The organism is Bradyrhizobium ontarionense (genome assembly GCF_021088345.1).
GTDB classification, from domain to species: Bacteria; Pseudomonadota; Alphaproteobacteria; order Rhizobiales; family Xanthobacteraceae; genus Bradyrhizobium; species Bradyrhizobium ontarionense.
The window spans coordinates 5,751,928-5,777,437 of the sequence record NZ_CP088156.1 but is presented as its reverse complement, the minus strand read 5'-3'; the positions used below and the strand labels follow the sequence as shown (position 1 = coordinate 5,777,437).

20 protein-coding genes are annotated in these 25,510 nt (G+C 61.9%); 5 read left to right on the top strand and 15 right to left on the bottom strand.

The annotated features are described in order from the left end of the window. Positions 1-10: 10 nt before the first annotated feature. The 3 genes from LQG66_RS25505 to LQG66_RS25495 all read right to left on the bottom strand — a co-directional run bounded on the left by LQG66_RS25505 (position 11) and on the right by LQG66_RS25495 (position 1,822). Complete coding sequence (locus LQG66_RS25505; RefSeq protein ID WP_231318407.1) at positions 11-196, bottom strand: transcriptional regulator domain-containing protein; 186 nt, start codon at positions 194-196, stop codon at positions 11-13. A 170-nt stretch (positions 197-366) separates the two neighbouring features. Further along, positions 367-642 carry a DNA -binding domain-containing protein gene (locus LQG66_RS25500; protein ID WP_231318406.1) on the bottom strand — a complete coding sequence of 92 codons (276 nt, stop codon included), beginning with the start codon at positions 640-642 and terminating at the stop codon, positions 367-369. A gap of 943 nt (positions 643-1,585) precedes the next feature. Then, positions 1,586-1,822, bottom strand: a complete 237-nt coding sequence (locus LQG66_RS25495) for a helix-turn-helix domain-containing protein (protein WP_231318405.1) — start codon at positions 1,820-1,822, stop codon at positions 1,586-1,588. Positions 1,823-1,989: 167 nt separating this feature from the next. Here LQG66_RS25495 and LQG66_RS25490 point away from each other — a divergent pair, with 167 nt between their 5' ends. Further along, positions 1,990-2,457, top strand: a complete 468-nt coding sequence (locus LQG66_RS25490) for a hypothetical protein (RefSeq protein ID WP_231318404.1) — start codon at positions 1,990-1,992, stop codon at positions 2,455-2,457. A 233-nt stretch (positions 2,458-2,690) separates the two neighbouring features. Here the strand turns inward: LQG66_RS25490 and LQG66_RS25485 are convergent, their stop codons facing one another. Together LQG66_RS25485 and LQG66_RS25480 are read right to left on the bottom strand one after the other, a co-directional pair. Further along, complete coding sequence (locus tag LQG66_RS25485; RefSeq protein ID WP_231318403.1) at positions 2,691-3,011, bottom strand: DUF736 domain-containing protein; 321 nt, start codon at positions 3,009-3,011, stop codon at positions 2,691-2,693. A gap of 548 nt (positions 3,012-3,559) precedes the next feature. Continuing rightward, positions 3,560-3,964: a hypothetical protein gene (locus LQG66_RS25480; RefSeq protein WP_231318402.1), complete on the bottom strand. Its 405-nt coding sequence runs from the start codon at positions 3,962-3,964 to the stop codon at positions 3,560-3,562. A 1,138-nt stretch (positions 3,965-5,102) separates the two neighbouring features. On the opposite strand from LQG66_RS25480, the gene LQG66_RS25475 reads away from it, so the two are divergent. From LQG66_RS25475 to LQG66_RS25465, 3 genes are all read left to right on the top strand, one after another. Continuing rightward, a complete protein-coding gene (locus tag LQG66_RS25475; RefSeq protein WP_231318401.1) occupies positions 5,103-7,301 on the top strand; it encodes a TonB-dependent receptor family protein in 2,199 nt (732 codons plus the stop codon). Next, complete coding sequence (locus LQG66_RS25470; RefSeq protein WP_345778915.1) at positions 7,298-8,692, top strand: PepSY-associated TM helix domain-containing protein; 1,395 nt, start codon at positions 7,298-7,300, stop codon at positions 8,690-8,692. The genes LQG66_RS25475 and LQG66_RS25470 overlap by 4 nt, the downstream gene beginning before the upstream one ends. Before the next feature lie 122 nt (positions 8,693-8,814). Continuing rightward, on the top strand, positions 8,815-9,486 hold the full coding sequence (locus LQG66_RS25465) for a DJ-1/PfpI family protein (protein WP_231318400.1): 672 nt from the start codon (positions 8,815-8,817) through the stop codon (positions 9,484-9,486). A gap of 168 nt (positions 9,487-9,654) precedes the next feature. Here LQG66_RS25465 and LQG66_RS25460 read toward each other — a convergent pair whose 3' ends face one another. The 9 genes from LQG66_RS25460 to LQG66_RS25420 form a co-directional block, all read right to left on the bottom strand. Then, positions 9,655-10,023, bottom strand: a complete 369-nt coding sequence (locus LQG66_RS25460; protein WP_231318399.1) for a hypothetical protein — start codon at positions 10,021-10,023, stop codon at positions 9,655-9,657. Between the two features lie 193 nt (positions 10,024-10,216). Next, complete coding sequence (locus LQG66_RS25455) at positions 10,217-10,537, bottom strand: DUF736 domain-containing protein (RefSeq protein ID WP_231318398.1); 321 nt, start codon at positions 10,535-10,537, stop codon at positions 10,217-10,219. A 551-nt stretch (positions 10,538-11,088) separates the two neighbouring features. Further along, the gene (locus tag LQG66_RS25450) at positions 11,089-11,553 is read right to left on the bottom strand and encodes a hypothetical protein (RefSeq protein ID WP_231318397.1); all 465 of its coding nucleotides are present in this window, start codon (positions 11,551-11,553) and stop codon (positions 11,089-11,091) included. A gap of 170 nt (positions 11,554-11,723) precedes the next feature. Continuing rightward, positions 11,724-12,656 carry a DUF2493 domain-containing protein gene (locus LQG66_RS25445; protein WP_231318396.1) on the bottom strand — a complete coding sequence of 311 codons (933 nt, stop codon included), beginning with the start codon at positions 12,654-12,656 and terminating at the stop codon, positions 11,724-11,726. A 337-nt stretch (positions 12,657-12,993) separates the two neighbouring features. Beyond that, positions 12,994-14,046, bottom strand: a complete 1,053-nt coding sequence (locus LQG66_RS25440) for a DUF7146 domain-containing protein (RefSeq protein ID WP_231318395.1) — start codon at positions 14,044-14,046, stop codon at positions 12,994-12,996. After that, complete coding sequence (locus tag LQG66_RS25435; RefSeq protein WP_231318394.1) at positions 14,046-18,359, bottom strand: strawberry notch family protein; 4,314 nt, start codon at positions 18,357-18,359, stop codon at positions 14,046-14,048. Before LQG66_RS25435 ends, LQG66_RS25440 begins: the two co-directional genes overlap by 1 nt. Positions 18,360-18,568: 209 nt before the next feature. Then, positions 18,569-20,695, bottom strand: a complete 2,127-nt coding sequence (locus tag LQG66_RS25430; RefSeq protein WP_231318393.1) for a ParB/RepB/Spo0J family partition protein — start codon at positions 20,693-20,695, stop codon at positions 18,569-18,571. A 106-nt stretch (positions 20,696-20,801) separates the two neighbouring features. Continuing rightward, on the bottom strand, positions 20,802-21,758 hold the full coding sequence (locus LQG66_RS25425; protein WP_231318392.1) for an ArdC family protein: 957 nt from the start codon (positions 21,756-21,758) through the stop codon (positions 20,802-20,804). 158 nt (positions 21,759-21,916) lie between these two features. Further along, positions 21,917-22,819, bottom strand: a complete 903-nt coding sequence (locus tag LQG66_RS25420) for a tyrosine-type recombinase/integrase (protein ID WP_231318391.1) — start codon at positions 22,817-22,819, stop codon at positions 21,917-21,919. A 363-nt stretch (positions 22,820-23,182) separates the two neighbouring features. Here LQG66_RS25420 and LQG66_RS25415 point away from each other — a divergent pair, with 363 nt between their 5' ends. Next, positions 23,183-24,067, top strand: coding sequence for a hypothetical protein (locus tag LQG66_RS25415; RefSeq protein WP_231318390.1), 885 nt, complete (start codon positions 23,183-23,185; stop codon positions 24,065-24,067). A 735-nt stretch (positions 24,068-24,802) separates the two neighbouring features. On the opposite strand, the gene LQG66_RS25410 is transcribed toward LQG66_RS25415, so the two are convergent. Next, on the bottom strand, positions 24,803-25,507 hold the full coding sequence (locus LQG66_RS25410) for a M48 family metallopeptidase (protein WP_231318389.1): 705 nt from the start codon (positions 25,505-25,507) through the stop codon (positions 24,803-24,805). Positions 25,508-25,510: the final 3 nt, after the last annotated feature.

The following is a 25,510-nucleotide window of genomic DNA, read 5'->3' as shown; positions in this document are numbered from 1 at the left end:
GCGGCTGGGATCAGCCGCGAAAGACGAGCCCCCAATCGTTACGGAATTCGGACGGAGCGCAAGCTTCAGGATCACCCAGCGATTGGTAGTCCTGCTGATAGTCTGGATTGCGGCGTAGGCACTCCCAGGCAAGATTTGGATCTGCGGCATGGTCCAGATCGTAGGCCTCGGACGAACGCCACTCGAATTTCGACATTACGCAATCCTCATTTGCAGCCGCGCCAAGATCGCAACCAAACAATTGGGATTCTTTGTGGTTGTAGACGCCGGGAGACCGCATAGCAGGTATCTTGATACGGCAATACCCTAACGAAAGCTAAACACTTTCTTCAACCATAGCGATCAGCGCCCCGAAGGCTGTCCGTATCAATCGTCCCCACGCCGCAAGAGATGACGATAGCCTGTGCTCGACATCCATTTGGCTCGAGCAAGATGACTGTCGTAGGCGCGGCGGGCGCGCTCGGGTTCACGATCGGGGTCGATATGAAGAACGATGCGAGCCACCTCGCGCCAGTCAGCTCCCTCTGCCGCGGCATCGAGCATGCGCAGATACGTGGAAATGTGCTCGTCGTCATACGCCGTCAGCCTGTCCTCGGTAGGCGCGAGATCATCTACATCTGGATCCGGCGGATGGGACGGCATGACACTTGTTTCCAAAGTTGTTCGAATCAAAGATTAGACGTATTTCACACCGCCTCCAGCACAAACACTCCGCCTGGCAACTCATCGACTGCTTCGGAAGCTTATGGAGCAACTCCCAATACGCCCGCTCAACGACCCAACGAGCTACATCATGGCAAGGTCGGCTATCGTGCACTCGTTGGAGATCAGCTCCGAGACGTTCCGGCGGTCAGCTTGAAAGAGCTACGGCCCACACAAAGACTTCTCGGGAGGGACTCGCGATCCCAGCAAAATCGAGCGTATTCACATCGGTTCATTCGCGCGGACGGTAGGCGCTGCCAGCATCGACATATCCAATCGTGTTTCTCGCCCGCTCAATGGCGCAAACACCCATCTTCTTATGCGCCAATCGAGTGCAACAGAGGAGAAAGCCCAAATCTCAAATACCTTTTAACTGTCAAACAAGTTAACCGCCAAGCAAGCCGAAAATTGGGCAAACTACTCTCGGCTACACGCTACGCTCACAAATCAATGGGCACAAAGTACGACCGACTGCTCCCGCCCTTCTTCTCACACGTAGTGATTGCAATACCCTGAACGCCAACGACGACAAGGAGCGCCGGCATGGTCGGCCGACCAGCGCTCGAGCGCGCCAACATCCAGAGTCGTGGACAGTCTTGGACCCTGGGGTGACCGCCATCGGATTTTGTGGGCACCGTCCGCATTGCTACGCGTGGGACACGGGGGATGCCACCCGCGGTGAACGCCGAAGCGGCGCCGAAAAACTCGGCCTTGGGCTGGGTAACGATTCGGAGCGCATCGACGGGCCTTCGACGCATTGATGGTCGTGACGGGAACGAAAGGGATCGCTGCGATGCTGCGCAGGGAAACCGGAATTGGACGACGGTGACGACGGCCAGGATTTCCTGGTTCACCACGTGTGCCGGACGGACCTGCAGAATCACTAGGATCTCGGGCTTTTGAGCCTTACTCCCTCGCCCTTTTGGTCGGCATCAAGAAATTCTATCCCGGCCTTGACCAGCGCTTTCTGAACTGACTGCACCGTACTGATCCGAGAGTCGACAACGCCGTTTTCGAGCCTCGCAACAGCGTTCAAAGACACGATTGCACTATCTGCGAGCTGCTGTTGGGACCAGCCCAGCAACGCTCTTGCGGCTCGGATTTGTCGAGAGGTGATCATGCCGACCACCTTCGACGCCTCTTGTAGATATGCCACTATAAGGTTGAAAACAACCCTTAAAAGAGTTATTTTACACCTTATTGAAGTAATCCGGTGTGGATAGCGCGGCTTGGGGCGACCTGTCTTTCCGAGCTGGCGACCGGAAGTCGAGAGGACATTGGCCAGCCATGAAAGTCCATTCGGTCCAAGCCCCAAATGAATTTCACCTCCAACATCGTTCCACCGCCGATTGCCCCGGCAGCCGCCAAAGCCCCACCAATTCTCAGCCCGCGATCACAGCCCCAACTCGTTCAAGTACTGACGGGGCCGGCAACGACTCAGTTCTGATCGAGTTAGGCCGTCAGTTCGAGGAGATCGCTGCCGAGCTGCATGTTCTGCAAAAGGCACCATCCGACGATTGCGAGCAGATCGATGCTTTGTTACGACGTCTAGACCCCATCGAGCGGGCAATCATCGCAGCACCTGCGCTTTCCATCGCGGGCCTCGGCGTGAAAGCGCTTCACGTTGCCTATGTTGTTTCAGAGTACTGGGAAGCACCAATCGATCAAATCAATTGGGATGCCAAAGCTGTCCGTCTATTTATCGAGTCTGTCTGCGATCTGGTCCGCACGTCGAAGCCGTACGAGACCAAGTAGCTACCGGCCGACGATTTCAACTTTATCCTGGATGATAGAAAGGCCGCGCTTCTCGACTCTTTGCCGAGCGCGAAGGGCGCGCGGTGATTGCAGCACAGACGTGCTGCTGACCGTCGGCAGTTCAGTCGAGACAAGGTCAGGTGCCGGACTGCGCGAGGACATGATAGGCTGGCCAAGAGCCGAGTGGAGTTCCGCCCGAGACCGGTCGGGCGGAACTCCATGACCTCTCGGCCTCAATCGGCGGTCTTGCGCGGCCGCGACCAGAGGAGCGTGTAGCCGTCGCCGCCCTCGTCGTCGAACAGGTTCGCGTAGATCGGGGCGTTGAACGAGGGGTCATCGAGCTTGAGCGAAAGATAGTCGCGTCCCTCTTCGGAGCGCCGCGCCCATGCGGCTCCGATCTCCACTCGGCCTGCGTAGACGCGATGGCTTGGCGCGTTCTCGCTGGAGCGGTTGGCCTCGGGGACAATGCGCACGCCCTTGGCTTTGAGGCTCAGGGTGATGATCTCGCCCTGGAAATCGTCGCCGACCTTCTTGAAGGAACCGATGGAAGCCATGTCGTTTCTCCTTGGCTGGTTCGGGCCGCGACCACCGCGGCCTCGATGGCGCATCTCGGGCGAATGGCGAGCGACGGCGCACCCGAAGGGCTGGAGCGACAGCGGAGGACGGCGCCGGACAACTTTCTTGTCCCGCGAGGAATGGGCGGCTTCGCCCAGGGGAAGAAAGTTGGCTGGCGGCGTTGCGCTCAGGCGATCGAGGCGCAGCCGGTCTTCGGTCAGATCAAGCCATCACGAGGCAAGGTGCGTCGCCGCCCCGATCAGCTTCCAGGAGAGACATGGTGAGCCGCGGGCGCACAAGACGGCGATAAGCCAAGCGTACGATCAGAAACCGCAGCCAGCAAAAGTGCGTGCCAAATTCAGTACCGTGTCCGGAGATGTGCCATACGCATGCAGCCAACTGCCTTGCGCTGGAAAAGATCGTTCCGCATTTGGTCGTAGGCTCCCGCGCGACGTGGCCGGCCGTCGATCAGCCAAGTGCATCCCTGTCCCCGAACAACATCGTCGACGGTTCGAGGGCGCAGGCCGCTTGGCTGCCCAATCAAGGTTTACGGCCGCGATGGCCGAAGAGGCCGATCAACGTCCTGCTCGGATCGAAACGGGCGAGGCAGATCGTGGCGGAGCAATTGGTGCAGAGCGCACCCGCCGATCAGGAGCGCACCCGACCATCCGATGATCTCGCGCCAGAACGGCCGAGGCCCGGCGAGCAAGGCCACTCCCAAGGCCGTGTGTCGGCCGGCCATCGCCGCCGGAACGAGGAAGGAAGCTGCCACTAAGGCGCGCATCAGCACGGACCGCGAAGTTGCAAACAGAACCCGGCCGATGGTCAGGGTGAACGCCGCCGCGGTGATCGCGGCCAAGAATACCCCGCCGATCCCAACGCCGGCATTCAGGACCGCCATGCCGGTGCTGACCGCAACGAAGAACGGGAGGGCGTGAACGGCAAGCTTCAACAGCGCACGGCACAACAGTCCGACGCTGACCAGTCCAAGAATGAGGGCAATCGCAAGCATGGCGGTGGCCTCCGTGCAAAGCTATGACGGGATGCGCCTTCCACCACCACCGCGGCGCGATCCAAATGATATGCGTCCTGATCTGGACAAAGTTGCGGAGAGTCGAGCCGACGTCCGACGCGTTGTGAGATCAGCCGAGGATTGAGGAGTTGACGGCGCTCAAGCGCTGCCGTTGCCGAAGATCCAGACGGGAATGCCGAGGCGACGGGTACAAACCCAAGGTGTTGTTACGGCCATTGGCCGATGTCGCTCGCCAGATCGTCGCGCACGGCACAGCCAAGCAAGACAAGCCCGCATCCTGATCAAGCCAAGTTCTTCTCGCAAAGATCCTGTGCACGCATTTTCCGCATCAGCGGGATAGGCCATTGAAACTAGAGGAGCGCGCCCCACATCGGCGAATTCCCAAGCTCGCTCCCGGCACCAATTCCGCCTTGCAGACCAAAATCGTTGTTCGCGCGGCGTTATTTTGCAGCGCACCAACGTCGTGGCCCAAGCACTGGGGACTACTCCTGACGCAAGGGCGTCGCCAGTAGCGAAGGCGGCGCCTCAACGTGGCCCGCTGGCAACACCAACATGGTATCGCTCTGAGTACCTAAGACGCGGGTTTCGATCAATCCGTCACTGTGGTACTCATGCCACATGGGTAGGAGTCTATGACAGGGGTGACTCGCAAGCGGCGGATCGGCTGGAGCGCTGCGTTCGTTGCTGCGTATGCTCTCGTTTTCAATGTCATCCTTTCCGGGATCGCCAGCGCTTCCCCCCTTGCCGCCGTAGAGACACACGAGCTTTGTCTCAGCGGCTTGGGTGCAATCAGCGCTCCTGCCGACGTGGACAAGAGCACCGGCAAGACCGCAGTCCATTGCCCGCTGTGTGTCGGTCAACACGTCGCTGCTGACGTGCCGCGCCCCCCTGCCCATCTAACTGAACGTGTCGCGCTGCGCACAGCGGCCGTCCATTCGTTCAAGGCTCGCATCTTTGCGCGCGCCCGCTCATTCGCTCACCTCTCGCGAGGGCCTCCTGAGCTGATCTGATCGTGCGCCCCTTGGCGCTTCGCTCATATTCAGTTCAGAGGTCGATCATGTCATTCCCCACATGGCGCATGCGCAGCTATTTGCTTGCCGGCACAGCGCTCGTCTTTACGCTACCCGCATTTGCTCGATCTGCGCCGAGTAATCTTCCACCCGTCACTGTGGATGCGCCCCAGCAGAAGCGTCAGCCCGCAGTCGCTCCGTCTCGCCAGCAAAGCCAGGCGAAACGAACCAATCGAGCAGCGCGCGTGCCGGCTTCTGCCTCGATTTCGACGGCTCAATCTCCGGCCGCGGGCTCCGGCACCTTGACGGTGCCGAACGGCGCAAAAGCAACAGCAGAAATTCAACGCACACCCGGCGGCGTTGAGGTGGTGCCGGACACCGCCTTCAAGGACGGCCCCGCCAACACGGTCAAAGACATCCTCGGCTGGGTTCCGGGCGTGCTGATTCAGACGCGATGGGGGCCCGACGGCCGAATCTCGATCCGCGGTTCCGGCCTGTCGCGCAGCTACGGCAATCGCGGCATCAATCCGTACATGGATGGCATTCCCATCAATACTGCCGACGGACTGTTCGACCTTTTCGAGATCGATCCGACCGCCTATCGCTACGTGGAGGTCTACAAGGGAGCCAATGCGCTCCGCTACGGATCGAACTCGCTCGGCGGCGCCATCAATTTCGTGATGCCGACCGGCCGCGACGCTTCTCCCTTCGAAGCGCGGTTCGACGCCGGCAGCTTCGGCTATCTGAAGACGCAGACCAGCACCGGCGGCGCCCACGGTCCGGCGGACTACTTCGTCACGATGTCGGCCCAGCGCGAGGACGGCTATCGCGAGCATAGCCGAACCGACACGGAACGCCTCAACGCGAACTTCGGCTATCAATTCTCACCGGATGCCGAGACACGCTTCTACATCAATGCCGGCCGGTGGCGCGCGGAAATCCCCGGCGAGGTTACCAAGACGGCAGCGCTTACGACGCCGAAGGCCGCCAACCCCGAATTCGTGCAGCTGAACGAGCAGCGCAACATCGATACGGTTCGTCTCGCCAACAAGACGACGCTCCGGTTTGACAATACGACGGTCGATTTCGGTCTCTTCGGGCTGGACCGGCACGTCGATCATCCGATTTTCCAGTACCTCGACTTCACCGCGCGTGACTACGGCGGCTTCGTCCGAGCGACTGACGACCGGCTGATTGGCGGCTTCCGCAACCGCCTGATCACTGGCGTTAATCTTCAAAATGGCACGATCGACATCAATCAGTACATAAACCTGCCGGGCGCGGTGAAGGGGACCCTGGCCTCGTCCAATTTGTGGAAATCGGAGAACGTGTCCGCCTACGGAGAGAACTCGTTCTTCTTCTTGCCGACGGTCGCACTCGTGACTGGCGGACAGTTCATGCATGCCGTCCGCGATCAGCAGGACCGCTTCCTCGCCGATGGCGACCAGTCAGGCCGCCGGACCTGGGATATCTTCAGCCCCAAGGTCGGCATGCTCTGGGACGTCGACCCTGCGTGGCAGGTATTCGGCAACATCTCGCGCAGCGCCGAAGTGCCGACGTTCGACGTGAACACGTTTGCCACGCCGGCAAGCTCGAACGTCGATGCCCAGACCGCGACCACTTACGAGATCGGGACGCGTGGGCGCAGGCCCGATCTCACCTGGGACGTTTCCCTTTATCGCGCCAACATCAGAAACGAACTGCAGTGTCTGACGGTCGTCGTCAATCCGTTCTTCACAAATCCTTGCGTCCAGACCAATGCTGGTCGCACCATCCATCAGGGGATTGAAGCCGGGTTCGGAGTCGCGTTCCTGAAATCGGTCGCCCAACAGGACGACCGCGTGTGGTTCAACGTTGCCTACACTTACAGTGATTTCCGTTTCGATCGGGATGCGATCTGGGGCAACAACCGCCTGCCCGGCGCGCCGCCGCATTCGCTGCGCGCAGAAGTGCTCTACAAGAACCCGAACGGGTTCTATGCGGGGCCGAACGTCGAATGGGTGCCGCAATCCTACTTCGCGGACAATGCCAACACGCTCACCGTCGATCCCTACGCTCTGCTGAACTTCAAGGTCGGCTATGACAAGGGCGGTGCCGGCTGGTCCGGATACGTCGAGGGGCGCAACCTGCTCGACACTCGCTATATTTCGAGCACTGTCACCGTGGGAACGGCGAACCCCACGATGCAGTTGTTCAATCCTGGCACGGGTCGTTCGATCTACGGCGGAATTCGGTACCGGATGTGACACGGTCAGGGGACGCGACTGTGAACCGACGAGAGTCCGACGGGGTCGGGGCGGCCGCTGGGCCGAGCAGCCTCTATCCAGTGTTTTGGCGATGGCATTTCCTGGCCGCGTTCATTGTGATCCCGTTCGTGCTTTGGCAAAGCACGACGGGGACGGCGTATCTCTGGTCCGAATGGTGGATGGATCTCCGCTATCCAGAGCTGCGATTTGTGCCGGCATCCGAAGCCAACATCGCACCGAGCGTCCAATTGGCCGCGGCTATTGCGGCGGCGAGTTCGAGCGCCGATGGGACCGGCAGCACCGCCACGGCAGAGCACGCCGGACATGAGGGTGGTGCAGACCTGCACACCGACAACCAGCTTCCGGTACAGCAGATCGTACTTTCTGACGATCTCAACCGAAGTACCGAGGTGCTCTTGCTTGGGGCAGACGGCCTGCCCTACCCGGTGTTCGTCAACCCTCACGATGGCCATGTATTGGGCCAACTAACCTCCGGGCAATGGATTCCAGGCATCACGCGCGCCTTGCACGGGGGCTGGCCACTCGGCAAGCCTGGAAACTGGCTTCTCGAACTCGGCAATTGCTGGGCGATCGTGATGCTCATCACGGGTCTGTATCTCTGGTGGCCTCGCAGCCGGAACATTTGGAGGGCGCTGTGGCCTCGTTTTCGTTCCGGCCCGCGCGTGTTGCTGCGCGACGCTCATGCGATCGTCGCAGTTGCGTTTTCAGCGGTGCTCCTATTCTTCCTGATCAGCGCTTTGCCCTGGACAAGCTTTTGGGGCGGACAAGTCCTGTCGCGTGTGCAATCAATGCTGGATCAAACCAGTCCTGCCGGATTCTCGATTGGCGGCGCCTCGGCTGCGCAGATGATGGCCGTGAGAACCTCAATCGACGCGGTCGTGCAATCCGCACGTCAACGGGACGTGAAGGGTACGATCACAGTTCAAATGTCGCCTTGGCAGGGCGCGCCCTTGTTCGTTGCCAACCGGACGTCATCCCTGGGTGACGATCGAACTTTGAATGCGGCCCCTGAAACGGGACAGATTAGCACAGACGTGCGAAATGCCGATCTGCCAACCATTCCCAGGATGGTTGCGGTAGGAATCCATGTCCATCAAGGGGATTTCGGCCCCATAAATCTTTGGCTCAACACGTCGCTCGCGGTAGCCCTCATCTGGATCAGCGTCACTGGCCTGATTTCATGGTGGATGCGGCGCCCGCAGGGGCGAATAGGCATCCCTCCACCGCGCCCAGAACACTGGCCAGTGGGTTTGGTCGGATCCTTGTGGGTTGCTGGCATCGTGCTTCCCATTTTCGGGCTTTCGCTCGTCACAATTGCCGGGGTGAGTTCCTTTCGTCGGTTGCTTTACCGTCCCACGACCGCAAATTGATCAGTGAGCCCACAATGAACAGACGTGATTTTTCGGCTGTCGCACTAGCCGCTCCTTTACTCCCATTGCTGACTTCATCCCTACGAGCGCAATCGGGTTCGACGAACCGCCCCAAGATCGGCATGCTGGTTTACAACGACATGATCCTACTCGATCTGGTCGGACCGCTGACCGCGTTCAACATGCTGCAGGCTGATGTGCGGCTGATCGCAAGAAGCATGCAGCCGATCATTCCAGACGTGCGGATTCCTATCGCGCCGACCGACACGTTCGAAACCTCGCCTACGAGCCTGGACGTTCTGTTTGTCCCCGGCGGTCTCAAGGGCACACTCGACGCAATCAGGGACGACAAGACGATCAGCTTCGTCAAGGAGCGTGGCGCGACAGCGGGGCTCGTGACCAGCGTCTGTACCGGCTCGCTACTTCTGGGCGCTGCCGGTCTCCTGAGCGGCTACCACGCGACGTCGCATTGGTACGTCCGCGACCTGCTGGCGCAGATGGGAGCAATCGTCCGAAAGGATCGTGTCGTAGTTGACCGCAATCGTATCACCGGTGGCGGCGTCACGGCAGGCATCGACTTCGGCTTGACAATCGCCGCGAGGATGGCGGGCGAAGAAGCCGCCAAGCGCATTCAATTGCTCATCGAGTACGACCCGAAGCCGCCATTTGAGGCAGGATCACCCGAGCATGCAGGAACAACGCTAGTCGACGATGTGCTGGCGCGGCGCAAACAGCTTCTTGCTGAAGCCGCGATAGTCGTGGAAGCCGCCGGTACAGCACTGAGGTCCAGGTGACATCTGACGCTTGCGCTTTGGCGCACAGGTTATCTCAAGGCCGCTTCGCAATGATAAGGAAGCGGCTGCTTGGCATTTAACTATCATCGTCTTCCGTCTTACCGGAAGCGAGCTATGACGGATGAGCGCCAAACCGCAGGTTATGCGCCAAAGAAGAATACGCCGCGGTCACAGCTTGCGCTTTTCCCACCAGGCAAGCGCTTGCTCGACTGACTTATCCTTGAAGAAGGCGGACAGCTTCACGGCTGTATTCCAGTCATAGTGACCGCTAGATGCGCAGAGTTCGATTCCGGCCCTGTCGAGCAGAGAAAGATAGTATCGCCCATCGAGGACACGCTGACGCGTTATTTGGTCAGTAACTCTTGCTGCAGGACTGATCAATATCTGCACATCCTCGACGGGCAGCTCGACGCGGCAAGTGATTGCAGGGTGCCCCTCCGGGCAGATGCAGTCCGAAGGCTGCTCTTTTTCGCTATCACGCCGTTGCACTTCCCAATGATGACCCTGGTCACAGCGATAACTTCGGAAAACTTTCATAGCCCGTGTCGCAAACTGTCCCGTCGCGTCCTATACGTTCTTGCCGTTGTGCACTACTCAAGTCCGCTTGTCACTCGGCTCAGACCTAAGGACTTTCTGGCGTTCGCCTTCGGGGCTGGACGAACAGCCCCGGTCCGCGTGACCCGGGTCAATGGGATCCGCCAGGAGAATCCGGGCGGAGCCGATTGTCTCCTCACTCCGCCGTCTTGCGCGGCCGTGACCAGAGAAGCGTGTAGCCCTCGCCGCCCTCGTCGTCGAACAGGTTGGCGTAGATCGGGGCGTTGAATGAGGGGTCGTCAAGCTTGAGCGAGAGATAGTCGCGTCCCTCCTCGGAGCGGCGCGCCCAGGCGGCTCCGATCTCCACTTGGCCCGCGTAGACGCGGTGGCTGGGCGCGTTCTCGCTGGAGCGGGTCGCTTCGGGGACGATGCGCACGCCCTTGGCCTTGAGGCTCAGGGTGATGATCTCGCCCTGGAAATCGTCGCCGACCTTCTTGAAGGAACCGATGGAAGCCATGTTGTCTCTCCTTGGCTGGTTCGGGCCGCGACCACCGTGGCCTCGATGGCGCATCTCGGGCGAACGGCGATCGACGGCGCACCCGAAGGGCTGAAGCGGCAGCGGAGGACGGCGCCGGACAACTTTCTTGTCCCGCGAGGAATGGGCGGCTCCGCCCAGGGGAAGAAAGTTGGCCGGCGGCGTTGCGATCAGGCGAGCGAGGCGTAGCCGGTCTTCGGCCAGATCGAGCCATCACGAGGCAAGGTGCGTCGCCGCCCCGATCAGCTTCCAGGAGAGACATGGCGGGCTTCGTCCGCACAAGACGTCCGATGAACCAGGCGTACGATCAGAAACCGCCGACAAGAAAAGCGCGTGTTGATCTCAGTCCTGTGTCAGCGAACCTGCCGTAAACTGGTCAGCCAATGCCTTGCGCTTGAAAGATCGTTCCGCAGTGGGTCGCAAGCTCCAGAACGTCGTAGCTCGCTTTCGCCCAGCACGAGCGCATCCCTGCTCCCGAACTCCATCGTCGCCGACCGTTCGAGGCGCAGGTGGCTGGGCTGCTCAGTCCAGGTTCAAAGTCGCGAGGAGTGGAGAGACCGAGCGCCGTCCTGCTCGGACTGTAACGGGCGGAGCCGATCGTGACTCAGCAACTGGTGCAGAGCGCATCCGGCGACCAGGAGTGCCCCCGACCATCCGATGATCCCACGCCAGAACGACGACGGCTCGGCGAGCAATGCAACTCCCAACGCCGTGTAGCGGCCGGCCATCGCCGCCGGGACGAGGAAGGAAGCTGCCACGAAGGCGCGCATCAGCAGGGATCGCGAAGTTGCAAACAGAAGTCGGCCGCCCGTCAGGGTGAGGGCCGCCGCGGTGAGGCCGGCCAAAAATGCCCAGCCGATCCCGACGCCGGCATTCAGGACCGCCGTGCCGGTGCTGACCGCAGCGAAGAACGGGAGGGCGTGAACGGCAAGCTTCAACAGCGCACGGCACAACAGTCCGACGCTGACCAGTCCAAGGATGAGAGCAATCGCAAGCATGATGGTGGCCTCCGTGCAAAGCTATGACGGGATGCGCCTTCCACCACCACCGCGGCGCGATACGAACAACATATATCCTGATTTGGACAAAGTTGCGGAGAGTCGAGCCGACGCTCGATCAGCGTCCGACGCGTTGTGAGATGGGCGGAGCGTTGAGGAGTTGACGGCGCTCACGCGCCGCCCCTCCCGAAGGTCCAGACGGGAATGCCGAGGCGACGGGCCTTGTCGGCAAGGTTGCCCTGGATCCCCGAACCGGGGAAGACCATGACGCCGATCGGCAGCGTCTCCAGCATGGCGTCGTTGCGCTTGAAGGGGGCGGCCTTGTTGTGCCTCGTCCAGTCGGGCTTGAAGGCGATCTGCGGCACCTTCCGGTTCGCTGCCCATTTGGAGGCGATCAGTTCGGCGCCTTTCGGCGAGCCGCCGTGCAGGAGGACCATGTCGGGATGCTTGGCGTGAACCTTGTCGAGCCGGTCCCAGATGAGTGCGACGTCGTTGAAGTCTGGTCCCCCGGTGAGCGCGATCTTTGGCCCCTGCGGCAGCATGACCTCGGTCTCGGCGCGGCGCTTGGCGGCGAGAAAGTCGCGAGAGTCGATCATGGCAGCTGTCAGCGTGCGGTGGTTGACCTGGGAGCCTGACCGCGGGCGCCAGGGCGATCGCGTATGGAGCTCAAAGGCTTCTGCTGCGAGATCACGGAACAGCTCCATGACGTTGCGGCGCTCGACCAGCGACAGCCCTTCCGTCGTCAGGCGCTCGAGCTCGACCGAGCGGACCTCCGAGCCATTCTGCTCACGCTGGCTCGAACGCTGCGCCTGCTCGTTTTCGTCGAGCTCACGCTCGATGCGCATCGTCGCACGGTGAAACAGGTTGACCGTCGACCACAAGAGATCCTTCAGCTCAGGCTCGAGGCGAGTGTCAGCGAGCGTCGCCACCAGGGCGTCGAAGATGTCGGCGATTGCGCCGGTGATGGCCCTGCCCTCCGGCAGCGGTCGCGGATCAGGCTCGTCGTCGAAGGGCCGGTAGCCATAGAGCTGGAGTTCGGCCAAGGCGTCGTCGGTCGTCGACCGGTTGTCGTGCGGCTCATGCAGCTCGTGCTGGTCGGACATGATGACCTCGTCTGTGATCGTAAGAGCCGCGCCGATCGCGGCCTTCCATAGCGATCTCCAAGACGGTGGGCGGACCGGACCAGAACCCGCTGATCCCTTCGAGCAGCGGGCCGGAGCGAAGCGGAGGATGGCGGTGCGCGGCTATTTTGCCTCGCGATGCAAAGGCCCGCGCGGGCCGGCGGAAAATAGCCGCGACCCGCCATTGCCGGACCGGACCGGCTGCCGTCCGATCGCGCTTTCAGAAGGCCTAGGTGCGGCTTTCACGAGCCATAGAAGAAGTCCTCTTGCTCGTACCCACGTGTCATGAATACAGAGCAGCCCCGCATCGAGCGGACGTCTAGGCCGGAATCACGTCCATGAAGCGCGCGACGTCCACAGGCAGCAACTGATCGCGTAGCATATCCCGGAGCTGGGCTTTCCCGAACGCGCACAGGTCTTCGTTGAAGTCCTCTAAGCGCGGGCACACGACGATCGCCTCGATGCCAGCGTCGAGGGCACGTGCGCTCAACGCTTCTGCAGCCGTCACGCCAGCATGGTCAGCGTCGATAGCGACATAGAGCCGGCGCAGCGTTGCCGGCCAGAGCAGAGTGGCGAGGTGGTTGGCCGAGAGTGCTGCGGCAACGGGCAAGGACGGCAGCACGGTTCGCAACGACAGCATGGTCTCGATGCCTTCGCCGGCCGCCAAGACGTCGTCCGCAATTCCAAAGCGCACAGCATGGCCAAGCAGATCACCCATCGCCCGCCGCGGCGTCTCGATCGGCGCCTTGCCGAGCCGCCGATCATCAAAGCCGTCGGGATCGAGCCAGGTGCGATGAACGCCGGTGATGCGGTCTTCGAGATCGGTCACGGCGGCAATCATGGCCGGCCAGGTCTCGACAGTCGTTGCGTCCTCCGGGCGATAGAAGCACTGCGGATGGAACCGGAGTGCCGCAGCACTGACAAGCGGATCGATGCCGCGATTACGCAGATAAGCTTCGCCAAGCGTCGCGGTCAGCGGCTGAGACATCGCAAAGAGCCGGCGCGCCGCCTTGGTCGGGTCGCGCGAACGCAGGGGAGCATTGGTTTCAATCGGCGGCTCACGCTGCCAGCGAGGCAGTTTCAGGAATCGCCGCGCCTCCTCGGCAATTTCGCGGAAGCTGCGCAGTGCGCATGTTGTGCCGATCACGTCGAGCAGATCGCCATGCTCGCCGGTCGCGGCATCGGTCCATTTGCCGGCCGGTCCCTTCGACGAGGCGTGCAGCCGCACGAACAGCGAGCGGCCGGGCGTGTTGTTGATATCACCTACCAGCCAATAGCGCCCCTCCCGTCGGCCATTGGAGAGATAGTGACGGCACACCGCCTCGGCCTCACGGGCGAGGCGGCGCGCCAGTTCGGACGCGTCGCCTGCCATCACGGTTGCTCCCGCCCACGGACCTGCGCGATCGGAAAACGCTCCAGCACCTTGGCCAGGATCGCCGCGCCACCCGCATCGGTCGGCACGAACATCCGCAGCTTCCAGGAGATGATCTCGCCGAACAGCCCGTAGGCCCGGAGGCAGTCCCGCAGTCGCTCCGAGAAGCCCAACAGTTCGATACGATCGACACCCATGACGCGCGCTCGCCGCAGCTGCAGTCCTTCAGCCAGATCGAGCACGTAGCCGTCGCGCAGCACGGCTGAAAACACGTCCTCCGCTGCGAGGACCGGTCTCTCCGCCGCCATTGCCGTGACCCAGCTGAGCGGGACCTTGCGGCCGATGATGCGCTCGCCGGCATCAGTCTGCAGGCGGTAGACCCGCGTGGACTCCTGAGGGAGGCGCTTCCAGATTGGTAGCAGGAGCCCCGTGATCAGATAGATCGTGCTGTTCGTGAACTCCGGGATCGACGCGAGCTGCGCACTCCAGCCCGTCTCGAACTGCTCACGATCGGCCTCCACCCAATCCTGCTCCGCGAGCCTCGCAAGCGGCAAAGTCTGACGTCCCATCGGTCCGATCAAGTGGACGCGCTGTTCGATCTCGCCGTCGTCGAGCAACAGGCTCGGCGCCGGCACCTGAATCGCCGTCCGCCCCGAGCGAACATTGCGCAGCGGAACGGCGCGGCGCTGCAGGAGCCGCTCCAAGGCCTCGTTCAACGGCATCGGCCGGTTGCGGTCACGCTGCGTGATGGTGACGAGATGAGTCTCGGCGCCTGTCGCGGGATGGCTGTAGATCGCGAGCCGCTCCGTGACGACGAAGCTCTCGGCACGCAGCGTCTCCAGACCAGCATCGAAAGTGCCAGACGCGATCGCCCCCTCGATCCGCGCAGCCAGCAACTGCTCGAACACCGTGAACAGGATGTTCTGCAGCTCGATCGTCAGCGCCAGCAGCCGGTTCAGGAACGTCGTGATCGGCGGCAGCTCATCGCGCAGGCCATTGTCGTCCGTCAGCTTCAAGCCCGTCGCCTGCTCGAACCGCTGCAGCGAGCAACTCCCAACCTGACCGCGGACCAGAAGCCCATAGAGCTGGCGCAGGGCATCTCGGGCGTGCGGGCTTTCCAGGTTGTCCTCAGGCCGGAACAGCCCCTGCCCGCCGGTCTGGCGCTGTCCGCGGGTGATGGCGCCCAAGGTGTCGAGCCGGCGCGCGATCGTCGACAGGAAGCGCTTCTCCGCCTTCACGTCGGTCGCGATCGGCCGAAACAGCGGCGGCTGCACCTGGTTGGTGCGGTTGGTCCGCCCGAGCCCCTGGATCGCGGCATCCGCCTTCCAGCCCGGCTCCAGCAGGTAGTGCACCCGCAACCGCTTGTTCTTGGCCGAGAGCTCGGCGTGATAGCTGCGCCCGGTGCCGCCGGCATCCGAGAACACCAGGATGCGCTTCTGGTCATCCATGAAGGCGGCAGCCTCCGCCAGGTTGGCAGAGGCCGCCCTGGTCTCGACTGCGAGCCGGTCACGGATACGGACGATCCGTCTCGATCGTCCCGTGACCTCGGCGACCACGTCGGTGCCGAAGCGCTGGACGATCTGGTCGAGTGCACCTGGCACCGGAGCAAGCGAGGCGAGATGCTCGATCATCTGGTCGCGACGTGCCACCGCCTCGCGGCTCTCGACCGGCTGACCATCGCGGTAGACGGGCCGCGACGACAGATTGCCCTCGCCGTCGGTGAAGGGCTCGTAGAGCTGGACCGGAAAGGAATGAGCGAGATAGTCGAGAACGTATTCGCGGGGCGTGATATCGACCTGGACGTCGCCCCACTCCTCGGTCGGAATCTCGGCCAATCGGCGCTCCATCAGAGCTTCGCCCGTGGATACGATCTGGATGACCGCGGCCTGGCCGGCGTCGAGATCGCGTTTGATCGCGTTGATCAGCGTCGGCGTCTTCATCGAAGTCAACAGATGCCCGAAGAACCGTTGCTTGGCGGATTCGAAGGCCGAGCGCGCCGCAGACTTGGCCTGCGCGTTCAGCGTCCCGTTTGCGCCGGTGATATTGGCCGCGCGCATCGCGGCTTCGAGATTGTTGTGAATGACCGCGAACGCCTCGGCATAGGTATCGTAGGTCCTGACCTGCTCGTCCGTGAGCCGGTGCTCGAGCAGTTCGTATTCGATGCCCTCGAAGGACAGCGACCGAGCGGTGTACAGGCCGAGCGCCTTGAGATCCCTGGCCATCACCTCCATGGCCGCAACCCCGCCCTCCTCGATCGCCGCCACGAAATCCGCGCGCGTCGCAAACGGGAAGTCCGCGCCGCCCCACAATCCGAGCCGCTGGGCGTAAGCCAGATTATGGACCGTGGTCGCGCCCGTGGCCGAGACGTAGACGATGCGGGCATTGGGCAGCGCGTGCTGCAGTCTCAATCCGGCGCGCCCCTGCTGTGAAGCCGCCTGCTCGCCCCGATCGCCCTTGTTGCCCGCGGCGTTCTGCATCGCATGGCTCTCGTCGAAGATGATCACGCCATCGAAATCCCGCCCTACCCAGTCGACGATCTGGCGTACGCGGGAAAGCTTCTCGGCCCTCTCGTCGGTCCGTAGCGTGGCGTAGGTCGTAAAAAGGATGGCTTGATCGAGCCGGATCGGCGTGCCCTGGCGGAAGCGCGACAGCGGCGTGACCAGCAACCGCTCCATGCCGAGCGCCGCACAGTCGCGCTGCGCGTCCTCGATCAGCTTGTCCGACTTGCTGACCCAGATCGCCCGGCGTCGGCCCTTCAGCCAATTGTCGAGCAGGATGCCGGCGACTTGGCGGCCCTTCCCCGCGCCCGTGCCATCTCCAAGGAACCAGCCGCGCCGGAAGCGCACCGCACCCTCGGTATCCTCACTCGTCGCACGGACCTGGTCGAAGGTCTCGTCGACAGCCCACGAGCCCGCGAGGAATCCACCATGCGCTTCGCCGGCATAGATGATGCTCTCGAGCTGTGCCTCCGAGAGCACGCCGTCGGTGACAAGCCGCGGCAACACATGCGGCCGATAGGTCGGCTTGGGCGGCGCGACGGACGCCATGGCTGCGGATTGCACGAGCTTCGTTGGGTGAGCCTTCGCGCCGGGAATCCGGATCAACTGCAGCTGATATCCCTCGTACAGCGAATCCGTCAGGCGGAGCTCCGGCTCCGGCGCGTCATCGACGAACTCGTAGATGAGTTCGCTTCCTTCAGGCTCCAAGCTAGCGGACGAGGGTGGAGAGGACCGAGGGACCGTCGCTCGGCTCTCCCTCGGCCGGAGCATAGCGCGCTGGCTGACCTCAGCCACGAAGCGGCCTGCCATGGGCAGCCGCGGCGGCACGAGCACGGTGATCCAATCAAGCAAGGTCCTGACGTCAGGAGCCATCCCAGCCGACTGCGGAAAGACACAGGGATCCAGCGCCGGCTGCTTGTCGATCACCAGCAGCCGCGTCGTGGTTGTGGTTCCTTGCCGCGCGTAAACAGCGCCATCGATCGCAGCGGAGAACACCAGACGGCCGCGCTGCTGCAGGTGCATGAAGGCGGCGGTCCATGTCGGATTGTCCGGCGCAAATCCGGCGGCGGTGATGGCGACCAACCGCCCACCCTCTCCGAGCCGCGCCAGCGCCGAAGACAGATGGCGCCACGTTGTATCCGCCAGAGGGCGATCCACATTGGCGGTCGCCGAGAACGGCGGGTTCATCAGGACGACGCTTGGAACGCAGGTAGCATCGAGATGGTCATCGATCTGCGCGGCATCGAAGCGCGTCACGCTCACGCCCGGAAACACCAGATCGAGCATGGCGGCGCGGCTTGCAGCGAGCTCGTTGAGCAGCAGCGATCCGCCCGCGAGCTCCGCGAATATGGCGAGACTCCCCGTCCCCGCGGATGGCTCGAGCACGCGATCGGCCGACGTCACTTGCGCAGCCGCGGCCACGGCGAGGGCCAGCGGAAGCGGCGTCGAGAACTGCTGGAAGCTCTGGCTCTCCAGCGAGCGCCTGGTGTGGCTCGGCAGCAGCGCTGCGATCTTGGCGACCATCGGCAGCATGGCGGAGGGCAAGCCATTGCTGGCCTTGATGATCGCCGGACCATATTTGGCCAGGAACAGGACAGCGGCGATCTCGCAGGCCTCGTACGCCGTCTTCCAGTCCCAGCTGCCATCGGCATCACTGCCGCCGAACGCGCGCTGCATGATCAGGCGGAGGCAACTTGCATCGATCCGCTCGCCGCGGGTGAGGCTTTGCAGTAGCAGCTGGGCGGCACGGCGGACGGCTTGGGCGCGCGCAAGGAGCGCAAAGGATGCCGTAGGGCAGCTCGCGTTGGTGACCATCTCGGAGGACCTTCAAGGAGAGCAGTGAAGCGGGAGGAATGCCGCCGAAGCTCTCTCTTGTCCGGCGACCTCATCCGCGCTCCCTCGCCTCTCTCACTCTCGGCCGCTGTCAGAGAGATCATGACCTGCATGACAAAAGCCCGGCCGATCTGGCCGGGCTTCAATCATCGATGTCTTCCAGAGTGGAGATCAGCCGTACGGAATGCGCCTCATTCCGCGGCGACGATCTCCTCGACTTCGTCAGCGCCTTCCGTCGCCTCCTTATCCTCGCTGAGGAACGCCGGCAGGCTTTCGGCATCGCCGCCTTCAGACTCGGCGGTCACCTCGGTCTCCGTTCCACGCAGCGGCTCCGGCAGCCAGCGGCTGCCTTCGAGCAGCCGCTTGGCCTCACGCGCCATGTCCGGCTTCTTCATGTGATCGATCAGCTGCACCGAGGCCTCGCCCTTGGCCTCGCGCACCGCCTGCAGGATGCGGTGCTTGGTGACGCGACCGAGATAATTGTCCACGGTCGGCTTCCAGCCGGCGCTGATCATGTCGAGCCCGACCGCGCGCGACAGCCGGTCCGCCTGTTCGAGGCGGCCGCGGACACCATGTACCGACAGGCGACCTTGATGCACCCGGTTGGCCGGCTCAAAGATCGCGTTCACCGCCTGCGCGGCGCAGTGGGCGAAGAGCTCGGCCTGGGCCGCCCCGTCCATCGCGGTCAGCGCCGCCCAGAGCTCCCTGTCGCTGGCCGGCAGCTTCGCCTTCCAGGCCGCGTGACGGGCGGCGATCGCCTTGGCGGGAATGCTGTCCTGCAGGCCAGGCGGCTGCGCCGGGAAGCTCGGGGTGCGCAGCGAGATCTCCAGGCAATTGAGCGCTGACCCGAACGGATAGAACGTCGCCAGCACGAAACTGTGCAGCACGGCCTGGAATGCGATGGACGGCTCTCGGCCGAGCGCATCGCGCAGGGCGAGCGTGCGATACGCCGACAGCTCGGTGATCAGGCGATCCGGCAACGGACGCTCGATATCCTCCCCGTCCTCATCCGTCGCCTCGGTCTCGGTGTTGCCGATCACGATCGTCGGCGAACTGGTGCGGGCCTTCGCATCGGGAACGGCGAGCTGGTTGTCGCTGTCGGCCTCGGCTTCGGCACCCGGCTGATCGCTGGTCGCCACGACCTCATCCTCGGGGCGGACGAAGCTCCGCGCGACGCGGAGCCGGCCGTCTGATTCGACGCTGACGAACGCGCCGGCCCGCGCCATCTCGGCGGAATCGTAGATCATCGGCCGATCGTCGAACGACTGCAGCGCCGCCTCGATCTCGCCGAGACGCTGATCGACGTCGTCGGGCAGCTCGTCGGCCTGGCCATAGTCCGCCTCGATCTTGGCCTGTTCGGTCTTGAGCGCCTCGATCGCGGCCAGCTCGTCCGCGGCGAACGCGGCCGGCTCTCCGTCAAGTTCGCGCAAACCATGGGTATGTCCGAACGGGAAGTCGACGGCTGCCGAGATCCACTTCCAGCCCTCGGCGCCAACTCGCTCGGCTTCGGCCTGCAGCTTCTCCGCCACGAGCCGGTCGAGCAGCGCGACATCCTGCAGCCAGCCTCCGTCATCGGCTTCGAACAGATCGCGCAGCACCACCCCGCCGGCCGCCTCGTAGGATGCGAGCCCGACGAACTGAGCCCTGCGATCGGACGCCCGCACAGTCTGCTCGGTGAGCTGGCGGCGGATCTGGTAAGGCTCGTCGCAGCCGGAGCGGCTGACCTTGTCCCAGACCTCCTGCTGGCGGACATGATCCGCCGTCACTGTGAACGCCATCAGCTGCTCGAGCGTCATGCCGTCGGCGGCGTAGACATCGAGCAGCGCCGGCGAGACCGCAGCCAGCCGCAGCCGCTGCTTGACGACCGCAACCGCCACGAAATGCCGCGCCGCGATCTCCTCCTCGCTCATGCCGCCCTCGCGCAGCGCCTGGAATGCGCGGAACTGGTCGAGGGGATGCAGGCCGACACGCTGGTCATTTTCGGCAAGCGAGTCGTCCAGAGCGGAGCCCTGGTCCCGCACTACGCAAGGTACAGCTTGTGTCTTCGCCATCCGCTTCTGCTTGACGAGGAGTTCAAGGGCACGGTAGCGGCGGCCGCCCGCCGGCACCTCGAACATCCCGGTCTCCTTACCCTCTCCATCGAGAACCGCTCGAACGTTCAGGCTTTGCAACAGCGTCCGCTCAGCAATGCTCTCCGCCAACTGCTCGATGGAAATGCCGCCCTTGATGCGGCGTACGTTGGACTGGCTCAGGACCAGTTTGTTGAAGGGAATGTCGCGCGAGGGCGACAGCGTGATCTTCTGGGCGGCTTTGGTCATGTCTTGGTTCTCCACGACGGGTAGCCCGGAGCCTCTCTCTCAGGCCTTCACCCGTCGCAGAGCACCTCTCGCCCTCTTCCTCTCCTCTGCTAGCAGAGCACGATACTCAGGCCGCGGCGCAGTCCGTTCCGCTCGCCTCAACGACCCCAGCTGCTCCGGGTGCAAAACCGAGGAGATAATCGGCCACACGGCTCGCCTGGCTCGCCGCCCGGACGATGGCGCGATTGTCCTCGCGCAGGACGTCGAGCCAGCAGCCGATATAGTCGGCATGGCGCACGGTCGGCACGATACCGAGCGCGGCGCAGCTGAAGGCGGACGCGATCTCGGCTATCAGCTCCTCGAAGGCGTATTTGCGGCTGCCGAACCGCCCAGACAGATCACGATCGAGCCGCGACGCATGTCCGCTGGCATGCGCGAGCTCATGCAAGGCCGTGCGGTGCCAGTTGATCGGCTCGAAGAACGCCGAGGGCGGCGGCACCTGCACGAAATCTTCAACTGGAGCATAGAACGCCCGGTCACCGCCAATCCGGAAGTCGACGCCGCTGTTCGCGATCAGCGACTCCACCACAGGCTCGATCGCTCCGGCCGGCGGTAGGGGCGCCGCTGTCACGATGTCCTCCGGCAGACCGTCGCATTGCTCGGAGTTAAAGACCGTAAACCGCTTCAGAAACGGAATCGCCTGCGCCTCGTCGCCGGTCTCGCGCGCACGCTGCTGCGCATCCAATGGGACGAAGCGGTCGGCATAGACGACCGTAACTCCGCGCTCGCCTTTGCGGACATGGCCGCCGAGAGACAGCGCCTGCCGGAACGTGAGCCAGCTCTGGCCGGCAAAGCCGCGCTCGATCACCGCTCCCCAGAGGATCAGCACGTTGATCCCCGAATACGGCCGACGAGTCGCAGCATTCCTGGGCAACGCCAGCTGAGCCTTCGCCGCTTGCGTCCCCCATGGTTGCACCCAGGGCACGTGGCCAGCCTCCAGCTCGCCGATGATCGTATTCGTGATCTCCTCATAGAGGCTCGCCCGGCCCTCACCGGCACGCGCTCCAACTCTCCGTCCGTGCATCGCGGATCTCCGCGACGGGCGCGGCGGAACTCTCTCGCCGCTTCCAACCCGTCACGGCCAACCCGGCCTGCACTCTTCCTCTAGCTGGCACGCCCAAAACATCGTTGGTTACCGCGAGCGGACACCAGCGTCGTTCCACCGCCTCCGTGGCCACGAACTCAAGCAGCCAGCTGTCCCAGGACGTCTGCTCTCTCCAGAGTGGACCTCAGCGCCTCGTCCGAGACATGAGTGTAGATCTCAGTGGTAGCAATACTCGAATGACCCAATAGGCGCTGAACAAACCGTATGTCGACTCCACGCTCCATCAAAAGAGTTGCCGCAGTGTGCCTCAGCATATGCGGCGTAATACGGCGACCATTCTTTTGCTCGTATTGACGACGCAACACGATCCGCATCGATTGGGGTCTGAGGGCCGCGCCCCGGCGATTAATGAATAGATTTCCTGCAACGCGACCGTTTTCACGATGCCATACTAAAATCTTGAGGAGATCGGCTCGAAGCGACGAATCAGAAATGTAAACCATCCGCTCCCGGGCCCCCTTCCCGAATATGCGAATGGCTTCGCCGTCGGCTACAACGTCCTGCATCGAAATCCGGCATAGCTCCCCAACCCGAATTCCCGTCGCAATCATCAATCGCGCCGCAATAAAGGCGTGGGAGGCCTTTGAAGCTCCTGACTTCTGCGAAGGAAAGCTTGCGAGCAGCCGCGAAACTTCTGGGCGCGATAGCGATCGTGGAAGTCTTTTACGCTTGGGAAGCTGTAGCTGCCACTTGGCAAACGGGTCGGTAAAGCCATCGACTTTCGCCAGTCGCCGTGCAAACGCCCGCAGACATGCAAATCGGCGCCGGACCGTACCAATAGACAGTTTCCTGCTCTCGAGCAGATCGACAAGATATCCCGCCAGGGTATTTTCATTAATAGACGAAACGAGCGGATCTTCTCGCAGAAACCGAGCAAACTCCTTGAGATCGGCCGTATAGGCATCGATCGTATGCGGAGAAAGCTGCCTCTCGACGGCGCAGTATCTCAAGAATTCATCAACCGCAACGCTGACGCGCATATCGCTCCTCCGGACTTTCGCAGTCTACGTTCTGGCGGAGGATTGCGTCATCGCCGTAGAGTTGTACCGACCGAGTTGGTTAATTGATGAACCGCGATCTTCGCACTTACGCGCTATTTTAACAGCACATAACTCCGAATTATGCGTAGAACCAATGCCTCATTTGAGCTGAAACTCCTAGGCTCGAGCCCTTCTGACCGCGCGGACGTGGATAGAGCGCTTGCGATCTTCGTTAAGAACACATCGGCACTGCTCCGCACGAAGACAAACCAAATCCGAAAGAAGATTGATAACCCGGAGACCCCTGAGGGTACCTTCTATTTCGCAGCCCTATGTCGCTCAAAGGCGATTATAGGATTCGCGATGTTCGGCTACTACCCTCACTCCAAGCTACTGGTCATTGATCACATGGTGATCGACGCCGACTCCCGCGGCGCTGCAGCGTTCTTTATATTTTCCCAGCTATTGCACGATACTATCCAGGCTTTAAACGTGGAGATCGATTTCACAGCGGTCGAGCTGGAAGACGGTAATGAGTATGGGTCGGAACAGACGGGTGGAAATGAGCTGGTTCGCCTGCTCGGACAGGTTGGTTTTGGCAAGGTCCATGCGGATTATTCTCTTCCGAACATTGAGCCTGTAAATTATGAAGCGAGGTATCCTGGGATCTTGATGATCCGCGGAAGTCAAAAGCTGTACCGAATCCGAAAAGAGGATCTGCTTCAAATCACCCGCGGCATTCTGTTTGAGCACTATCTGCCATGGTACAGAGATTTCTTCGGTAGTCGCACGTCGGCGTATAAGGATTACCTAGAGGGGCTATACAGCGAGTTTGAAGCTCGAGTCGGTAATCAGCCAACAATAAAAGTGAATGGACCCGAATCGGATACGTTAATTGCAAACCCAATCAGCGCGCAGGCTCCTTCCGCGGAATTCCGCGCCGGGCTGCACATAGTAATGTTCGCTGCTGTTGTCGCGATCTCAGGAACTGCCATATACGAGCTCCAAATTCCGCCAAATTCAGCCGCGCTGCTGTTGATGACATTGCTTGCGGTATTTGGAGGAATTGTTTCAATCAGCAGTGGAAAGGCGTTTGAGGTTTTTGAAGCGACTACTCAATTGTTGCGCGGCGGCAAACAAAGATTGCACTATCCGCAATCTCTGCCCCCAAATTCAGGCGCTGGAAAAGCGAATCGGCGGTTGAGAAAAAGCATGAAAAATTCGGCCGGCGAGATAGACGATAAATGAGACTTGAGATGATGTGGAAGTACCTAACCCTCTCAATCTCGAATCCATATGCAGAGAGCATGCGTCGTACGAACTTGTTTGAGTAAACCCAATACTGCTCTTCACCCCTATAAAATGTGGTAACAAAGGCGACGTCGGCGCGATAAGAACTAGATCCAAAGAACTCGAAACTGTTGCTCAGCTCTACATGAAGAACTAAAAGTCCGCCTTCCTTCGTGACTGACGATAATTCGCTGATCACCTCTTCCAAAGAGCAGTAATTTACGACAGGCCCCACGCAAATTGTCAGGCTTGCTATGCTTGGCGATAGCGGCAGGCTTTCTGCACTCGCGCATACTGCTAATTGTGATCCGCGTAATCGTTGCTCAGCGATATCGATCTCGACAACGGGGGTCTCGCTGTTGAAGTATGAGTATCCTCCCGAACCGACGTCGAGGATCAAATCGCGGTCCTGATCGAGGTGGACGATTTGGCTCGCGACGAATTGCATCTCGTGCTCGATCTGGAGCTTACTCCACATGTGCCAGCGATCGGCCTGCTCCCAAATCTCTCCAATTTTGTTGTACTTGCTGCGAATTCGTTCCAAGTATGATTGCTGCGTGCGCATAATTCGGAGTTATGTTTCATTGAAATGCCAACCATGCTATCGCCTGGAGAGCAAAATACAATCCCTCAACCACCAATTTTGGGCTGCCTGACCTAGGCAAGTACGCCCCCCCCCCCTAAACGCCCCCCTCAAGCCAACATGCGCTCCAGCGCCAGCTTCCGGCGTTCCCAATCGGGCATCATCTGGGTCAGAAGGTCGAAGAAGGCCCGGCCGTGGTTGGGATGCCGGCTATGGGCCAGCTCGTGGATGATGACATAGTCGATGCAGGGCAGCGGGGCACGGATGAGGTCGCGATTCAGGGTGATACGGCCCTTGCGGCTATAGCTGCCCCAGCGACGACGCATCGGCCGGATCGCCAAGCTCGGCGTCACCGGCAGGATGCTGGAGAAGCGCTTGGCGACCACGTCGAAGCGCTCGCGGATCTTGCGCTCGGCGTGCCCCCGGTACCAATCATCCAGAAGCTCCCGGACGCGGTCGGGTACCGGCTGACGCTTCACGGTAATCCGGAAGTGCCCGGATGTCAGGCGGACTCGCTCCTCCTCTCCATGCTCGACCTTCAGGCGATATTGCCTGCCGAGATAAAGGTGAGTCTCCCCGCCGACATGTCGCCGTTCGGGCGTCCGCGGCAGAAACTGCTCGAAGTAGCGTCGCTGCCTCAGGACCCACCCCGCACGGCTTAGCAGGCGCTGCTCGATGACCACAGGGGTCGTGCCTGAGGGGGCAACGACTTCGACGCTACCGTCCGGATGGACAGAAATCGCAAGCGTTTTCCGCGCCGTGCGCCGGGCGCGATATTCGATCCTTTGGCCGGCATAGGCGATCGATCCACGCATCGC